Below are 15,781 nucleotides of genomic sequence, written 5' to 3' on the forward strand. Positions count from 1 at the left end.
CAACTACGCCAACACCCGCGGAAAATCGATCTCGGTGCCCGCAACGTTGTTGAAGTAGTTGGTCAACACGTTAAGCGCCACATGACCGAGGACCTCGGCGATCTCGGCGTCGCTGACTCCAGCATGACGCACCGCGGCAAGCTCGGACTCATCGATCCGGCCGCGCTGCTCATTGACCGCCACGGCGAACGCGAGAATGGCCGCCACCTTTGGGTCGTCCGCGTCGCCCTTGCGTGCTGCCGCCGCCTGCTCGGCGCCCAGACCCGCCAGTCTCTGTCCGGTGTAGGTATGCGCCGACAAGCAGTACGAGCAGGTATTGGACTGGGCGATGGCAATTGCCAGGCGCTCACGGGTGGACCTGGGCAAAGTGCCGCCATCGAGGCTTCCGGCAAGCCCGAGATAGCCATGCAGAAGTGCGGGGCTATTGGCCATCGCGCGAGTCAGATTGGGGACCGAACCCAACGCTTGCTTCACCGCCGCAAGCGCTGTCGCCTGTTCGGGTGTTGCGTCGGCCTCAGTCACGAGGGGCAGAGTGCTCACTATTCCTCCATAGGTGTCGATTTGTTTCCGGCCCGCCGCCGCAAGCACGACGGGTACTGCTTGGACACCGACAACCCCTGCGGCGTTACACCGCAGGCGCAAGGTTCTGTCGGCGGAGTGAGGATTCGACACCAGTGACGGTACCCAAACGAACCATCGTCGATGATCGATGGGCAACCGAAAGCGATCTGATCGCTGCTTTGCAGGCCGGCGACGGGCAATCGTTTCGCGCCCTGGTCGAAACACTTCACGCACCGCTGGTCAGGCTGGCCAGCATCTATGTATCGCGGGCGACAGCCGAGGACGCGGTCCAGAACGCGTGGGTCTCGGCGGTGCGCTCCATCGGCAAGTTCGAAGGTCGGGCCAGCATTCGAACCTGGATGTTCCGGGTCGTGCTCAACCAGGTGCACACGCTGGCCCGTAAGGAAGCCAATACGGTGCCCTTCGCGAACGCCGGACCCGAGGTCGACCCACGTCCATCCGTCGATCCCGAGCGGCTGATCGATCCCGAACTAGGACCCAACCATTGGCGTGATGTGCCGGTCCGATGGGACCTACTGCCCGAGCAGAGACTGTTGTCGGCAGAGGTTCGCTCCGTGGTAGTCGAAGCGCTGCAGAAGCTGCCCGGCGCTCAACGCGAGGTGGTAGCGATGCGCGATCTCGAGGGGTGGTCGAGCGAGGAAACCTTTGAGGCATTGGGCATTTCAGCGGTCAATCAGCGGGTCCTGCTGCACCGTGGCCGCACCGCCCTGCGCGCAATACTGGAGGAGTATTTCCATGACCACTGATGGCGACTTCATCTCCAACGAACTACGTATTACCTGCTCGGACGCGGTGGCTCTGGTGACCGACTATCTCGAGGATGCGCTCGACGAGTCTGACCTGGACCGGTTCGAACAGCACACCAGAGGGTGCCAGGCGTGCCGCGTCTATGTGGACCAGATCCGGCGCACTATCCGAATCGCCGCAACCACGCGAGATGAGTCGGTAGAGGTGCGGCCGGCCAACTTCGACGCGTTGCTGGCCGAGTTCGACCGCCTCGGTCGGGATTCAACGTTGTAGCGTGGCCCCCGCTGTGCGGTGACCGGGTTCGCGGATCTCGCCGACTGCCACGGTCACCCCGCGATTGTGGTCCCGGCCGTCAACTGACGGTGAAACGTCGTTCAATCCAGCCGCCTCGGTGCGGGGGATCCAGCCTGGGCGGGATTTGTCCGGACCACCGAGGGGCGGACCGTTCGCCATCTCCAAAGTGCGCTGGCATCGGTGAGCGGTTCGCCGGCCGGGCGATCACGCCGCAGCGCCGAGCATCCACTGATGGATGTGCTCCAGAACGGAGTTCTAATCACGCTATGGTCCAACGGCTTTGACTGCTGCGACCGGCAGCGCCGCGGCGCGCGGCCGACCCAGATGGAGTTGGTCCGCACCCGCCCGCCGGGGGCCTCACTTCCCGGTGGACCACGGGGCATCATCGTTGCGGTGCGCCAAAAATTTAATTGGTTGACGACGGCCCTGCAACGCCCCAAATCGTGTAATCTTCGCTCTCGGTACGCATCCCTGTGGCCAGCTAAATGAACAAACGGAGACGCGCGTGGCATCCTCGATTTTCCACGAGATGAAAAAGGAAGGGCCGCTCTACGCGCTCTTTCTGAACTGCACCCTGAAAAAGGGCCCGGAAGTATCGAATACCGAAGCATTGTGCAATCTGCTTATCGACCGGCTCAAGGCCCACGAGCCCGACATCGAGACCGAGATAGTCCGAGTCGTCGACTACGACGTCAAGCCGGGAGTCGGCAATGACGAGGGGGACGGCGACGAGTGGCCGCTGATCCTGGAAAAGGTCAAGCGTGCCAACATCATCGTGCCCGCCATGCCGATCTGGATGGGTGTGCGATCGTCGGTCATGCAGCGAGTGATCGAGCGCCTCGACGGCACCACGAAGACGGTGATGTGCGAAAAAACCGGGCAGTTCCCGCTCTACGGGTCGGTGGCCGGCATCGTGGTGACGGGCAATGAGGACGGCAGCCACGATTGTGTGGCCAACACTTTCGGTAACCTGCTGCACTTCGGGGCGACGGTGCCACCCAACACCGATCTGTATTGGGTCGGTGACGCAGGTCCGGGCGCGAGCTATATCGAGGCCGGCGGCGAGCTGTCGCCCTATGTGCGCCGCAATGCCGAGCTGACCGCCACCAATCTGCTTCTCGCGGCAAAGCTGTTGCGGGAGAACCCATATTCCGTCAACATCGCGCAGCTGAACGCACAGATGATGGAACGCAACAAGGTCAAGATAGCTGCGATGAAGCTTGCGATCGACTACATGCGTGCGAACATGCCGGACTGATCTTCTATCCCTGGGAGATAAGGGAATTTGCCATGCAGCCGTCCGGAGATCCGGTTCCAAGCGTCGGCGAGGCCGAGGCGACGGGTGAAATTGCCGAGCTCTACGCGGACATCCGCGAGACGCTTGGAATGTCATTCGTCAATCTGATCTGGCGCAACATCGCGTCCATTCCGGGTGGGTTGCGCTGAACCTGGGAAACGATGAAACCGCTCTACACCAACGGCGCGGTGTACGGGCAGGCGGACGCCTTGCGCGAGGCGCAGGATCTGCCGACAGTCCCCCGGTTCAGCCGGGCCGCCCTGCGGTCGGTGGGCATCAACGCTGAGGGTGAGTCGGCGATCCGTGCCGCGCTGATCGGCTACGACCGCGGCAATCCGCTCAACATCGTTTCCTTTTCGGCCATCATGGCGCGATTGGACGGACAAGGCCAACCGGCCGCTCCCCCGGCCCAGCAACCGCCGCGGCACGGCGCCGGCACGCCCGCCCCGACGAGGTTGAATTTCGATCAGATGCCCTCACACGTGGCCGAGATGGTGCGCACGGTCAACTTGATCGGCGCCCGCGGCAAGGCCAAAGACGTGCAGGTCAGCCTGCCGCGAAACCTGGCGCACTGGCCAGGCTTCTTGGTGCTCTACTACGCCGCGTTGCGCCCGCTGCACGATGACGGGTCACTGCTGACGGCGATCGACGCGGTGCTCGCCGACGGCCGACGCCGGGGGGTCACGGTCAGTGGTGCACTCGGGCCGACCGAGCCGCCTGACCCCGAAATCGCGGCAGCAGTGAAGGATTCGCTGGAAAACCTGGTCCCCAACGCGATGGGGCGGATGATTCCGGTGGTGAGCCTATTGCTGAACATGATGCCCACCGAATAGCCGCTTTCGAATAGAAGGGTAGGACGAAGTCATGCAGCTGACCGAACTGGTGGATGGCCTCGGGGTCGCCGACGTCGTCGACGCCATGATGATGACCTATGCGCATCGCGCCCACATCATCGAACTTGACAGCCCAGACCCGGACCGAGTGCTCGTCGGCCCCGCGGTCACCATTTCCTTTCTGCCGGTACGCAAGGACCTGATGGACCCGGAGAAGCACAGCCTCGGTCCGGCGATCTACCGTGCCGTCGCCAAACATGACCCTGCCGGCGCCGTGCTGGTGATGGCATCCAACGGCTACCACCAGACTTCACTCGGCGGCGGCACCAAGCTCAGTCGGGTCGAAAACCTCGGCATGGCAGGCATTCTCGCTGACGGCATGCTGCGTGATTTCGAGGAGCTGAGCACCTACAACTTCGCGACCTACTGTCACGGGGAAACGGCGCGCGGGGGCGGTAACGAGATCCAGCCCTACCTGGCCGACGTTCCGGTAGCGATCGGCGGCGTCACCGTGGTTCCCGGCGATGTGATCTTCGCCAAGGGTTCGACGGCCGTGGTGATCCCCGGCGATCAGGCCGAGGCAATCCTGACCAAGACACACAACATCATGAAGAAGATGGACCAGGTCAAGGAAAGCCTGAAATCCGAAGATCCCGAGACGGTGCTGCGTCAGGGCAGCGGTGAACTCTGATGGCGCCGTCGAACACCAGCGAACAGATCGTCGCGGCGCTTGCGGCCGAGGGCGTGGAGTACGTGTTCGGGATCCCGGGCGATGAGAACCTGCATTTCATGGAGGCGCTGCGCAACGACGGGCGGATCAAGTTCATCCTGTTCCGCCACGAGCAGGCGGCGGGCTTTGCGGCCGCCGCCTATGGGCGCCTCACCGGCAAGCTGGCTGTCGCGATGTCAACACTTGGCGCGGGCGCGATGAACCTGACCACCCCGGTGGCCCACGCCTATCTGACGGCCATGCCCATGCTCGTCATCACCGGCCAAAAGGCGGCGCGCGACAACCGCATGGGGCAGTATCAAATTGTCGACGTCGTCGATGTGATGCGGCCCATCACCAAGTTCGCCGCCAAGATCCCGTCCGGACCAATGGCCGGATCGTTGCTGCGCCAGGCGATGATGTCGGCGCTGGGTGAGCGTCAGGGGCCCGCGCACCTGGAACTTCCCGACGACGTGGCCAGAGAAACCGAACTCGGGCCACTGGTCCCATGCTGGCACGGCGACATTCCGGTAGCCACGCAGGACAGCATTGAGACCGCGGCCCGGTTGATCCGTGACGCCCGCCGGCCGCTGATCATGGTCGGCGGCGGCACCCGCGCCAATCGGCCCGCGGTGGCGGCGGCGGTGCGCGCGCTCATCGAGAAGACCCAGATCCCCTTCGTGGCAACCATGATGGGCAAGGGCGTCGCCAACGAGGACGATCCACGCTATCTCAGTTGTTCGATCATGCCGGGTGACTATCCCAACTGCGCCATCACGACGGCGGATGTCATTCTCAACGTTGGTCACGACGTCCTGGAGAAGCCGACCTTCTTCATGCAACCCTACGACGGGCGCACGGTCATCCACCTCAATCCGTTCGCCGCCCAGGGCGACAACAGCTACTTCCCACAGGCGCAGGTCGTCGGCGACATGGCAGACGCGCTGCACCGGCTGACCGAGCAACTCTGCCCCAATCCGGCGTGGGACCACGTTGGCTTCCACCGACTCGCAAAGGCGATGCAGGACAGCATCAAACGCGCCTCGACCGACACGTCTTTCCCGGCCAAACAGGGGTACCTGATCGCCACGCTGCGTGACTTCATGGCCGACGATGACATTCTGTCGCTCGACAACGGCATCCACATGATGTGGGCGACCCGCAACTTCAACGCGCGCCAGCCCAACACGATGCTGATCGACCATGCGCTGGGGTCCATGGGCATCAGCCTGCCCGCCGCGATCGCCGCCAAGCTGGTTCATCCCGATCGCAAGGTGGTGGTGGTGACCGGTGACGGCGGATTCGCCATGAACAGTCAAGACCTGGAAACGGCGGTTCGCCTCGGGCTGGATCTGATCATCGTCGTGTTCAACGACAATGGTCTGGGCATGATCGCCCTCAAGCAGATGTCCGATGGCTTCGGCAGGTACGGGGTGGACTTCACCAATCCGGATTTTGTCGGCTTCGCCCACAGTTACGGGGCGACGGGTCACCGGTTGGATGATCCAGCCCGGTTCCGCGAGGTGCTCGATCAGGCCGCCGCGGCCGGCGGTGTCCACATCATCGATGCGCCGGTGGACCCACAGCAGAACATGGCGCTGATGATGGAGATGCGTTCGGTGGACTGCGAAAAGCTGCTGGCCGGCAGCCAACGATAGCGGGCAGCCACGCCGGCGTGCTGGCTAGCTGTCGGCAGCCGCGTCGAGTTGGCCCCCAGCGGCGGTGGTCTCCGGTGACACCGTCGGCTGCCGCCAGGGCCATCGACCCGTCATCTCGACGGTGAGCGAGATGCTCAGAAAGGTCCTGATCGCCACGACACCGGCTAGCGCGGCAACGCTTTCCCCGTTGGGAGTCACCAGGATCGTGTTGATGATGTCGCCGGCCACCAGCAGCTCCAGGCCGATCAGGATGGATCGCCCGAGATTTTGCCGGAACTCCCGATAGGCGCGGTCCGGCCTGCGCGGCAGGTGGGCGACGAAGAGCCCCGATGAGACCACCGCGCCCAGCATGATCACCGCGACGCCCATGCCGTCGATGGCCATGCCTATCCGACTGACAGTTTCGATGAAGCTCATTACACGCAGGGTATCGCTGTAGCCCGGTGTTGTGACAGCACATCAACTACCCACGCGGTCCGCCGAATTCCTGCCGCGCCGAATCACGTTCGGCACCTGACGGAATCGCCGATCAGAACATGTGACGTCTTGGTGCGCGACGCAATCCGGGGCCCAGGGCGGTCCGGGGTATGTTCACCGGCCGGTGATGCGCCTCGCTCACCTGGGACCGGGGGTGCCGACGCCCACCGTCGCAACACGGTGCACCGCCATCGTCGGCCCGTCCCGGCCGAGGCGCCACGCACATGCCGGCGGCCTGCATCATCTGAAAGTAGCTGCCGCGCCGGGCCACCAGCTGTCGGTGAGTCCCCTGTTCGACGACCCGCCCTGCCTCCATGACGAGGATCGCGTCGGCGTCGCGGATCGTCGACAGACGGTGGGCGATAACGAAACAGGTTCGGCCACGCCGAAGTTCGATCATCGCTTGCTGAATCAGGGCCTCGGTGCCCGGGTCGACCGAACTGGTGGCCTCGTCGAGGATGAGAAATTGCGGACCCGCCAGAAATGCCCGAGCGATGGTGATCAGCTGCTTTTCGCCGGCGCTGAGGTTGCCGCCGTCCTCGCTCACCCAGGTGTCGTAGCCGTCACGCATGCCACAGACGAACTCGTCCAGATGTGCCGCCTTGGCCGCCGCGATGATCTCCTCGCGGCTGGCTTCGGGACGTCCGTAGCCGATGTTTTCGGCGATGGTGCCGGCCAGCAGCCAGGTGTCCTGCAGGACCATGCCGATCCGAGAGCGCAGCGAATCGCGGTCGACGGTGCCGATGTCCACTCCATCGATCAGGATCCGTCCGGAGTCCACCTCGTGGAACCGCATCAACAGATTCACCAGCGTGCTCTTGCCCGCCCCGGTGGGCCCAACGATCGCGACCGTCTTGCCCGCCTCGGCCACCAGGGACAGATCCTCGAGCACCGGCCTGCCCGGCTGGTAGCCAAAGTTGACCTGGTCGAATTCGACCCGGCCACCCCCAGCACCGACTGCGGGCAACTCGAGGCCCGGGTCGTCTTGCTGTTCAGGCGCATCGAGCAGCTCGAAAACCCTTTCCGCGGAAGCAAACCCGGCCTGCAACACGTCGTACCTGGTCGCGACGTCGGTCACCGGCTGGTTGAACTGGCGCACGTACTGGATGAATGCCTCGATGGTGCCGAGGCTGAGGCTGCCCGACGTCACCTACAGTGCGCCCACCACCGCCACCACCAGGTAGCCCAGATTGCCGACGAACGTGGTGGCCGGAGAGATCAGCCCCGAGATGAACTGCGCACCCGAGCTGGTGCGGTAGACATCGTCGTTGATCTGCGCAAATTGTTCGCGCACGGGTGTCTGATGGCCGAAAGCCTGGACCACGGCAAGCCCGCTGTAGATCTCTTCGACCGCCGCGTTGAGCCGACCGATATCGGCGGCCCGGGCCACCCGTAGTTGCTTGGAGCGCTGCAGGAGGAAGCGACTCGCCAGCACCGATATCGGCACGGTGACCATCGTGAGCACCGCCAGGAGCGGGGAAATGGTCACCATCATCACCAGTACCGCCAGCACGGTCAGCACCGTGGTGGGCAGCGCGCTCGCGGTCTGCTTCAGAGCCATCTGAACGGTATCGATGTCGTTGGTGACCCGGCTGAGCAGCTCGCCGTGCCGGTGCGCGTCGACATAGGACAGTGGGAGCCGGTGCAGCTTCTCCTCGAGCTCGGTGCGCAGGCGCTCCATCATTTTCTGGATTGCGATCTTCAGCAGCTGGGCTTGGACCGAGACCAGCAATGCGGAAACGCAGAACAGGGCCGCGGCCACCAGCAGGGTGTGGGCGATGGCGGTGAAGTCGATACCCACGCCCGGCACCACGTCCATCGTGGACAACAGGTGCGCGACGGTGCCGTCGCCCCGCGCGTATGCCGCCGACACCGCCTGCTCCTTGGTCGTGCCGGCGGGCAGCTGACGACCCATCATCCCGGCGAACAGCAGATCGGTGGCGTGCCCGAGCAGCCGTGGCGCAATCACATCGATCGCGGCGCCCGCGATGGCCAGCACGACGACGGCGGCCATCAGGCCCCGACTGGCCAGCAGCCGTTTGCACAGAAGTGCGGCGGTCCCGGCGCGCCGTGCCGGTACGGCGGCACACCCCCGCCGGAACCGGGGCCAATGTTGGTGGCCGATCACTGTCACGTCCCTCCCCAGCTCGATGACCGAATTCGCTTATCGCCGCCACCAGCGTCGAACGTGTCCCTTGTCGGCTTCTGCATGCATTCTTGAGACGCCGGGTTTCGCGTGGCAGATCCCCTTGGACCGGCTCGACACCGGTTCAGGCCGGTTCAAGACGGTTCAGGGACGTGTCCGGGTTATGCCGGGGCCTGGGCCGCGACGAACTCGGCGTAGCGCGGGCAATCGGCCAGCAGCGACTCGTGGGCGTCCATTGGGGCGCGTGAGCCGGTGGCCGAGCCGCCGTGCAGGAAAATCACCTGGTCCGCTTCGGCCGCCGCGTCAACTCGCTGCGACACCGTGATGACCGCCGCGTCGGGGCAACTGGCGCGCAGTGCGGCCCACACATCGCGCTGAGTGCGCACATCCAGCGCCGAGAAGGCATCGTCGAGCAGATACACCGAGGGCCGGCGGATGACGGCGCGGGCGATGGCCAGCCGCTGTCGCTGGCCACCGGAGAGATTGACACCGCCCTGCGCAACCGGCATCTGCAGGCCGTCGGGGTGGGCGGCCACGAATCCGTCGGCGGCCGCGATGCGTAACGCCTCCCACATCTCGGCGTTCGTGGCGTCGGGCTTGCCGTAGCGCAGATTGTCGGCAACCGACCCGGCGAACAAGTATCCGCCCTGAGGGACCACCGCGATCGAGCGCAGCTGTTCGGGATCGCAGTCGCGCACGTCGACTCCGTTCACCCGTACCGATCCACCGGTAACGTCATAGAGCCCGGTGAGCAGTGAGATCATCGTCGACTTGCCCGAACCGGTGGCGCCGACAATCGCCGTCACACTGCCCGGCGCGGCGGTGAACGACACGTCACGCAGCACGGCCCGGTCCGCGTCGGGATAGCCGAAACTCACGTTGTGCAATCCGATGACGGCATCATTGCGGGCGGGCGCGCCCCCACCATGGTCGGCTCGGGCCGGTGTCGAGGCCAGGCCGGCGTCGGTCGATAGCACCTCATTGATCCGCTCAAAACTGGCGGCCGCCGCCGGCATGTTGGCCAGTATTTTCGACAGCATCGACGCCGCGGCCAAGATCTGCATCGCATACAGCATGAAAGCGAGTAGCTGCCCCACCCGCATCTGGCCGGCGTCGATGGCCGTCGCGCCGAACCAGACCAGCGCAACGCTGGACAAGCTGATCACCAGGGTGGCAACCGGCGCCAGCAGGGCCTGCCACCGATCGGCGGCCAGCGCGGTCCGCGAGTAGCTGGCGCTGACTTGGCCGAACCGGCCCCGTTCGAACCCGTCGCGAGCGCAGGCGCGGACCACCCGGATGCCCGAAAGCTGTTCGCGTACAACCTGGTTCATTCGATCGAAGAGTTTCTGCAGGCCGCGCTCGTGGGCGATCAGGTGCGACATGATCCATGAGGTGAGCGCCGCCAACACCGGAACCGCCACCAACAGCACCCAGGACAGGGCGGCGTCTTCGTGCGCCGCCATCACGACCCCGCCGATGCCGGTTATCACGGTTGCGATCAGCGTCGTGATGTACTGCTGCAGCGTCGACTCGATCGTTTGTACGTCGGTGGTGGTGCGCGTCAGCAGCGAGGAGGCTCCGAACCTGGACACCTCGAGCATCGACCAACCGGTCACCCGGTCAAACAGCTCCCGGCGCAGGGCACGCCCGAACCCCATGCTGACCAGCGAGCCGAGGTAGACCGCGGCCACCGAGCAGAGCAGCTGAATTCCGCCGGCGGCCAGCATCACCGCCCCCAGCCTGATGATTGTGGCGGTGTCCCCCTGGGCGATGCCGCGGTCGATGATCCTGGCGTCGACGGCCGGCAAGTACAACGCCGCCAGGGTGCCGACCAGCTGCACCGCGGTGACCGCCGCCAAAAGGCGGGGATTACCAGCGACGCACCGCCGCACCAGCCTCAGCGCGGTGGTCGCGGTAGAACTGCGCCGCGCGGCGTGGCTGACCAGGCGCCGCAGCGCCGTATCGCTGGCTGGCACGCCCGGTCCGGGTTGGGCAGCGATCACTGCGGCGTCCTTCCGATGCATCCAGTGGTGCGGTCAACCACAGCGTCAGCGGCGCGCCCTGGCGGATTCTGAAAGGATTCTCAAGACGGTCGACAGCCAGGGCCGGGACCTGGCACACCACGCCCGCGGGTGACCGGCTGCTACGGGTAACGTCGCATCTGTGACCGGGTCAATCCGCTCCAGCACGGCTGGAATCGACGTGCGCCAACTTGGCAGCGTCGATTACCAGACCGCCTGGCAGATGCAACGCGACCTGGCCGACGCCCGCGTCGCCGGCGGCCCCGACACGTTGCTGCTGCTGCAACACCCCGCGGTCTACACCGCCGGACGACGGACCGAGCCGCACGAACGGCCCGGCCCCGTCTTTGCGGGCGCTGCCGGGGACGAGGCGATAGATGTCGTAGACACAGACCGCGGCGGAAAGATCACCTGGCATGGCCCAGGCCAGCTGGTCGGCTATCCGATCATCGGTTTGGCCCAGCCACTCGACGTGGTCAATTACGTTCGGCGCCTCGAAGAATCGCTGATCAAGGCGTGTCTCGACTTGGGTTTGGAGACCAGACGGGTCGAGGGCAGGTCCGGGGTGTGGATACCGGCCGGATCCGGGCGCCCGGAGCGCAAGATCGCCGCCATCGGTGTCCGGGTGTCACGGGCGACAACGCTGCACGGCTTCGCGCTGAACTGCGATTGCGACTTGGCCGCGTTCACCGCGATCGTGCCGTGTGGCATCTCCGATGCCGGGGTGACCTCGCTGTCGGCCGAGCTTGGCCGCACCGTTGGCGTCGAGGAGGTCCGCGGCGCGGTCGCCGACGCCGTCTGCAATGCGTTGGACGGAGCCCTGCCGGTCCGCGACCACCCGGGCGCCCGCGTAGCATCATCAACGTGAATGTCGCTCCGGAGCCCGGTGCCGCCGGCGCTGCGGCTCCGCAGGGCCGCAAGCTGCTGCGCCTGGAAGTGCGCAACGCGCAGACCCCTATCGAACGCAAACCCCCGTGGATCCGCACCCGCGCCCGCATGGGGCCCGAATACACCGAGCTGAAAAACCTGGTTCGGCGCGAGGGCCTGCACACGGTGTGTGAAGAGGCCGGCTGCCCGAACATCTTCGAATGCTGGGAAGACCGGGAAGCCACGTTTTTGATCGGCGGGGACCAGTGCACCCGACGTTGTGACTTCTGCCAGATCGACACCGGAAAACCGGCCCCGCTGGATCGCGACGAGCCGCGCCGCGTCGCCGAGAGTGTGCACACCATGGGCTTGCGCTACGCCACCGTCACCGGCGTGGCGCGCGACGACCTGCCCGACGGCGGCGCCTGGCTCTACGCGGAGACCGTGCGCGCCATCAAGGAGCTCAACCCGTCCACCGGCGTCGAGCTGCTGATCCCGGACTTCAACGGCAAAGCTGATCAGCTTGGCGAAGTCTTCGAGGCCCGCCCGGAGGTATTGGCGCACAACGTCGAAACCGTGCCACGGGTTTTCAAACGGATCCGGCCCGCCTTCACCTATCAGCGCAGCCTGGACGTGCTTACCGCGGCCCGCCAGTTCGGCCTGGTGACCAAGAGCAACCTCATTCTTGGTATGGGGGAAACCCCTGAGGAGGTGCGCACCGCGCTGGTCGATCTGCATGATGCCGGCTGCGACATCATCACCATCACCCAATATCTGCGCCCGTCGCCGCGCCACCACCCGGTCGAGCGCTGGGTACGGCCCGAGGAGTTCGTCGAGTTCGCCCAGTACGCCGAGGGGCTGGGCTTCGCCGGGGTGTTGGCCGGTCCGCTGGTGCGCTCGTCCTACCGGGCGGGCCGGCTCTACGAGCAGGCCCGGTCCCGCAACACCTCGGGAGCCTCGAACTCAGGCTAGCCAGTGCCTACGTATTCTTGACAACTATGGCCAGATCCCGAAATTCCGCTGAAAACAAGGCCGCCAAGGCCGAGGCAAAGGCGGCCCGTAAGGCCGCCGCCCGGGAACGCCGCACCCAGCTTTGGCAGGCGTTCAACCTGCAGCGCAAGGAAGACAAGCGACTGCTGCCCTACATCATCGGGGCTTTCGTCCTGATCGTGGGCATCTCGGTGGCGGTCGGGGTGTGGGCCGGCGGGCTCACCATGATCACGATGATCCCGTTCGGCTTGCTGCTGGGCGGTCTGGTGGCGTTCATCATTTTCGGCCGCCGCGCTCAACGGGCGGTCTACAGCAAAGCTGAAGGCCAGACCGGTGCGGCCGCCTGGGCGTTGGAGAACCTGCGCGGCAAGTGGCGCGTGAGCCCCGGGGTCGCCGCGACCGGCCACTTTGACGCCGTACATCGGGTGCTGGGCCGGCCCGGCGTGATTCTGGTCGGCGAGGGATCCGCGGCCCGGGTCAAACCGCTGCTGGCACAGGAGAAGAAGCGCACCGCTCGCCTGGTCGGCGAGGTACCGATCTACGACATCATCGTGGGCAACGGCGACGGCGAAATTCCGTTGGCCAAGTTGGAACGCCACCTCACCCGCCTTCCGGCCAACATCACGGTCAAGCAGCTGGACTCGCTGGAGTCGCGACTGGCCGCGCTGGGGTCACGGGCCGGCGCCGGCGCGCTGCCGAAGGGGCCGTTGCCCAACGCCGGCAAGATGCGCGGTGTCCAGCGCTCGGTGCGCCGCAGGTAGCTGCGCACACGCTCTGCCCGGGCCAGACCGCCACGGACCGGGGCGCGGTCTCAGCGCCGCACCACCGCCGTGGCCGTCAGCCGGTCGTGGATCCCGCGCCCATCGGCATCGGTGAACAGCGGCGGGACCACCAGGGCGATCAGCAGTCCGCGTCCGGCCAGACGGCCGACCCCGACGGGCATCCGCCCATCCAGCCTCACCACCGCCAGACCGAGCATCAACTGGCCTGGCGTGAATCCGAACAGGCGTACCGCCAATACACCCATCAACAGCCAGATCACCAGGACCACCGTCGACAACATCGCCTGGGGCCAGGCACCGACTCCCACGCCCAGCAGGGCCAGACCGTAGGCCAGCAGCCAGTCGACGCACAGCGCCGCCAGCCGGCGCCCCGTTCCAGCAAGCGATCCCGGCCCGGTTCTCGGGAACCCGAGCGTCTTACCCGGATAGCTGGTGGACGATTCTGTGGTCATCGGCCCGGTCCGCTCGCATGGTTGTGCTTCCCAGCGAGCCGGCCGACGGCTGGCGGGGATATTGTCATCGACAGACCAGTTACGATCTTGCGGGCCATGGCTTCACAATAGGACTCGGCCAGAAGCCGGGGGCTGTTGCCGGGGCTGATGGTCGCGTAACGTCCGCGCAACACGGGGTTGACTGGCGGGCAACAACACCTCCATAGCGTCGGCCGCGAATCACCTAAGCAAAGGAGCACTCAGTGACGGATAAGACGCCCGACGACGTCTTCAAACTCGCCAAAGACGACGGCGTCGAGTTTGTCGATGTGCGGTTCTGCGATCTGCCCGGTGTCATGCAGCACTTCACGATTCCGATCTCCTTCTTCGATGAGGCCGTTTTCGAGGAGGGCCTGGCCTTCGACGGCTCCTCGATCCGCGGATTCCAGTCGATCCACGAGTCCGACATGCTCCTGCTCCCGGACCCCGATACCGCGATCATCGACCAGTTCCGCGAAGCCAAGACGCTGAACCTGAACTTCTTTGTGCATGACCCGTTCACCCTTGAGCCCTACTCCCGCGACCCGCGCAACGTCGCCCGCAAGGCCGAGAACTACCTGATCAGCACCGGCATCGCCGACACCGCCTACTTCGGCGCCGAGGCCGAGTTCTACATTTTCGACTCGGTGGCCTTCGACTCGCGCACCAACGGGTCGTTCTACGAGGTGGACGCCATCTCCGGGTGGTGGAACACCGGCGCAGCCAACGAAGCCGACGGCGGCCCCAACCTCGGCTACAAGGTCCGCCCCAAGGGCGGGTACTTCCCGGTGGCGCCGGTCGACCACTACGTCGACCTGCGCGACAAGATGCTGACCAACCTGATCAACGCCGGCTTCAGCCTGGAAAAGGGTCACCACGAGGTGGGCACCGGCGGGCAGGCCGAGATCAACTACAAGTTCAACACGCTGCTGCACGCCGCGGACGACATGCAGCTCTACAAGTACATCGTCAAGCAGACCGCATGGCAGGCCGGCAAGACCGTGACCTTCATGCCCAAGCCGCTCTTCGGTGACAACGGATCGGGTATGCACACCCACCAGTCGCTGTGGAAGGACGGCACCCCGATGATGTACGACGAGACCGGGTACGCCGGCCTGTCGGACACGGCTCGCCACTACATCGGTGGCCTGTTGCACCACGCGCCTTCGCTGCTGGCCTTCACCAACCCCACGGTGAACTCCTACAAGCGGCTGGTGCCCGGCTACGAGGCCCCGATCAACCTGGTCTACAGCCAGCGCAACCGCTCGGCCTGTGTGCGTATCCCGATCACCGGCAGCAACCCGAAGGCCAAGCGCCTCGAGTTCCGCTGCCCCGACTCGTCGGGCAACCCGTACCTGGCGTTCGCGGCGATGTTGATGGCCGGCCTGGACGGCATCAAGAACAAGATCGAGCCGCAGGCGCCGGTCGACAAGGACCTCTACGAGCTGCCGCCGGAGGAAGCCGCAAACATCCCGCAGGCCCCGACCCAGCTGGCTGCGGTGATCGACCGGCTCGAGGCTGACCACGAATACCTCACGGAGGGTGGCGTATTCACCCCCGACCTGATCGAGACGTGGATCAGCTTCAAGCGCGAGAACGAGATCGAGCCGGTCAACCTGCGGCCGCACCCGTACGAGTTCGCGCTCTACTACGACTGCTAGAGACGTCTAGCGCGCTTCCAAGTCGTGTAACACACACCGGGTACAGCAACCCGCTTGGCGGCCCTCACCGGTCGCCAAGCGGGTTGTCTGTTTTTCGCGCCGGAGTCGCGCGGTGCCACCCTCGCGAGACGTGCGTCGCAAGGGCCGGCGACAGCCGGCAATCGCGCTTGCGGATCCACGCCATCGATTAGGCTCTGCTCAGCACGGCTCGTCGACTCTGGCTTGCTGAATTCTGACTGTTCCTAAC

15 protein-coding genes and 1 pseudogene are annotated in these 15,781 nt (G+C 65.4%); 11 read left to right on the top strand and 5 right to left on the bottom strand.

The features are described 5' to 3' along the window. Positions 1 to 3: 3 nt before the first annotated feature. On the bottom strand, positions 4 to 540 hold the full coding sequence (locus MPSD_RS16465) for a carboxymuconolactone decarboxylase family protein (RefSeq protein WP_036426496.1): 537 nt from the start codon (positions 538 to 540) through the stop codon (positions 4 to 6). A gap of 134 nt (positions 541 to 674) precedes the next feature. On the opposite strand from MPSD_RS16465, the gene MPSD_RS16470 reads away from it, so the two are divergent. From MPSD_RS16470 to MPSD_RS16495, 7 genes are all read left to right on the top strand, one after another. Next, the gene (locus MPSD_RS16470; RefSeq protein WP_086085415.1) at positions 675 to 1,328 is read left to right on the top strand and encodes an RNA polymerase sigma factor; all 654 of its coding nucleotides are present in this window, start codon (positions 675 to 677) and stop codon (positions 1,326 to 1,328) included. After that, positions 1,318 to 1,602, top strand: a complete 285-nt coding sequence (locus tag MPSD_RS16475) for a zf-HC2 domain-containing protein (RefSeq protein ID WP_015356190.1) — start codon at positions 1,318 to 1,320, stop codon at positions 1,600 to 1,602. The genes MPSD_RS16470 and MPSD_RS16475 overlap by 11 nt, the downstream gene beginning before the upstream one ends. Before the next feature lie 526 nt (positions 1,603 to 2,128). Continuing rightward, the gene (locus tag MPSD_RS16480) at positions 2,129 to 2,881 is read left to right on the top strand and encodes a flavodoxin family protein (RefSeq protein WP_086085416.1); all 753 of its coding nucleotides are present in this window, start codon (positions 2,129 to 2,131) and stop codon (positions 2,879 to 2,881) included. 32 nt (positions 2,882 to 2,913) lie between these two features. Next, positions 2,914 to 3,069 carry a hypothetical protein gene (locus tag MPSD_RS29510; protein WP_020787078.1) on the top strand — a complete coding sequence of 52 codons (156 nt, stop codon included), beginning with the start codon at positions 2,914 to 2,916 and terminating at the stop codon, positions 3,067 to 3,069. A 12-nt stretch (positions 3,070 to 3,081) separates the two neighbouring features. Beyond that, the gene (locus MPSD_RS16485; RefSeq protein WP_020787077.1) at positions 3,082 to 3,753 is read left to right on the top strand and encodes a hypothetical protein; all 672 of its coding nucleotides are present in this window, start codon (positions 3,082 to 3,084) and stop codon (positions 3,751 to 3,753) included. Positions 3,754 to 3,784: 31 nt separating this feature from the next. After that, positions 3,785 to 4,444: an RraA family protein gene (locus MPSD_RS16490; RefSeq protein WP_086085417.1), complete on the top strand. Its 660-nt coding sequence runs from the start codon at positions 3,785 to 3,787 to the stop codon at positions 4,442 to 4,444. Beyond that, the gene (locus MPSD_RS16495) at positions 4,444 to 6,120 is read left to right on the top strand and encodes an acetolactate synthase large subunit (RefSeq protein ID WP_020787075.1); all 1,677 of its coding nucleotides are present in this window, start codon (positions 4,444 to 4,446) and stop codon (positions 6,118 to 6,120) included. The genes MPSD_RS16490 and MPSD_RS16495 overlap by 1 nt, the downstream gene beginning before the upstream one ends. Before the next feature lie 24 nt (positions 6,121 to 6,144). Here MPSD_RS16495 and MPSD_RS16500 read toward each other — a convergent pair whose 3' ends face one another. The 3 genes and pseudogenes from MPSD_RS16500 to MPSD_RS16510 form a co-directional block, all read right to left on the bottom strand. Next, positions 6,145 to 6,537 carry a DUF1622 domain-containing protein gene (locus MPSD_RS16500; RefSeq protein ID WP_012394938.1) on the bottom strand — a complete coding sequence of 131 codons (393 nt, stop codon included), beginning with the start codon at positions 6,535 to 6,537 and terminating at the stop codon, positions 6,145 to 6,147. Between the two features lie 112 nt (positions 6,538 to 6,649). After that, positions 6,650 to 8,725: pseudogene (locus MPSD_RS16505) on the bottom strand (ABC transporter ATP-binding protein). A 179-nt stretch (positions 8,726 to 8,904) separates the two neighbouring features. After that, on the bottom strand, positions 8,905 to 10,746 hold the full coding sequence (locus MPSD_RS16510) for an ABC transporter ATP-binding protein (RefSeq protein WP_020787072.1): 1,842 nt from the start codon (positions 10,744 to 10,746) through the stop codon (positions 8,905 to 8,907). A gap of 160 nt (positions 10,747 to 10,906) precedes the next feature. Between MPSD_RS16510 and lipB the strand changes: the two genes are divergently transcribed. From lipB to MPSD_RS16525, 3 genes are read left to right on the top strand one after another with little or no spacing between them, the layout of a single operon-like run. After that, a complete protein-coding gene (gene lipB / locus MPSD_RS16515; RefSeq protein WP_020787071.1) occupies positions 10,907 to 11,632 on the top strand; it encodes a lipoyl(octanoyl) transferase LipB in 726 nt (241 codons plus the stop codon). Continuing rightward, positions 11,629 to 12,603, top strand: coding sequence for a lipoyl synthase (gene lipA, locus MPSD_RS16520; RefSeq protein ID WP_011739517.1), 975 nt, complete (start codon positions 11,629 to 11,631; stop codon positions 12,601 to 12,603). The genes lipB and lipA overlap by 4 nt, the downstream gene beginning before the upstream one ends. A gap of 26 nt (positions 12,604 to 12,629) precedes the next feature. Beyond that, the gene (locus MPSD_RS16525) at positions 12,630 to 13,382 is read left to right on the top strand and encodes a DUF4191 domain-containing protein (RefSeq protein ID WP_086085418.1); all 753 of its coding nucleotides are present in this window, start codon (positions 12,630 to 12,632) and stop codon (positions 13,380 to 13,382) included. Between the two features lie 50 nt (positions 13,383 to 13,432). Here the strand turns inward: MPSD_RS16525 and MPSD_RS16530 are convergent, their stop codons facing one another. After that, the gene (locus MPSD_RS16530; protein ID WP_012394942.1) at positions 13,433 to 13,855 is read right to left on the bottom strand and encodes an RDD family protein; all 423 of its coding nucleotides are present in this window, start codon (positions 13,853 to 13,855) and stop codon (positions 13,433 to 13,435) included. Between the two features lie 242 nt (positions 13,856 to 14,097). On the opposite strand from MPSD_RS16530, the gene glnA reads away from it, so the two are divergent. Further along, positions 14,098 to 15,534 (top strand): type I glutamate--ammonia ligase, encoded by a 1,437-nt coding sequence (gene glnA / locus MPSD_RS16535; RefSeq protein ID WP_020787068.1) that lies wholly within the window; start codon positions 14,098 to 14,100, stop codon positions 15,532 to 15,534. The last annotated feature ends 247 nt before the right edge of the window (positions 15,535 to 15,781 follow it).

Origin of the sequence: Mycobacterium pseudoshottsii JCM 15466, from assembly GCF_003584745.1 — a bacterium.
Classification (GTDB): Bacteria; Actinomycetota; Actinomycetes; order Mycobacteriales; family Mycobacteriaceae; genus Mycobacterium; species Mycobacterium marinum.

Excerpts from the sequence above, each read along its gene's own strand:
- MPSD_RS16475 (WP_015356190.1), top strand. The coding sequence starts at position 1,318 with ATGACCACTGATGGCGACTTCATCTCCAACGAACTACGTATTACCTGC.
- MPSD_RS29510 (WP_020787078.1), top strand. The coding sequence starts at position 2,914 with ATGCAGCCGTCCGGAGATCCGGTTCCAAGCGTCGGCGAGGCCGAGGCG.
- MPSD_RS16485 (WP_020787077.1), top strand. The coding sequence starts at position 3,082 with ATGAAACCGCTCTACACCAACGGCGCGGTGTACGGGCAGGCGGACGCC.
- MPSD_RS16490 (WP_086085417.1), top strand. The coding sequence starts at position 3,785 with ATGCAGCTGACCGAACTGGTGGATGGCCTCGGGGTCGCCGACGTCGTC.
- MPSD_RS16495 (WP_020787075.1), top strand. The coding sequence starts at position 4,444 with ATGGCGCCGTCGAACACCAGCGAACAGATCGTCGCGGCGCTTGCGGCC.
- MPSD_RS16500 (WP_012394938.1), bottom strand. The coding sequence starts at position 6,537 with ATGAGCTTCATCGAAACTGTCAGTCGGATAGGCATGGCCATCGACGGC.
- MPSD_RS16525 (WP_086085418.1), top strand. The coding sequence starts at position 12,630 with ATGGCCAGATCCCGAAATTCCGCTGAAAACAAGGCCGCCAAGGCCGAG.
- MPSD_RS16530 (WP_012394942.1), bottom strand. The coding sequence starts at position 13,855 with ATGACCACAGAATCGTCCACCAGCTATCCGGGTAAGACGCTCGGGTTC.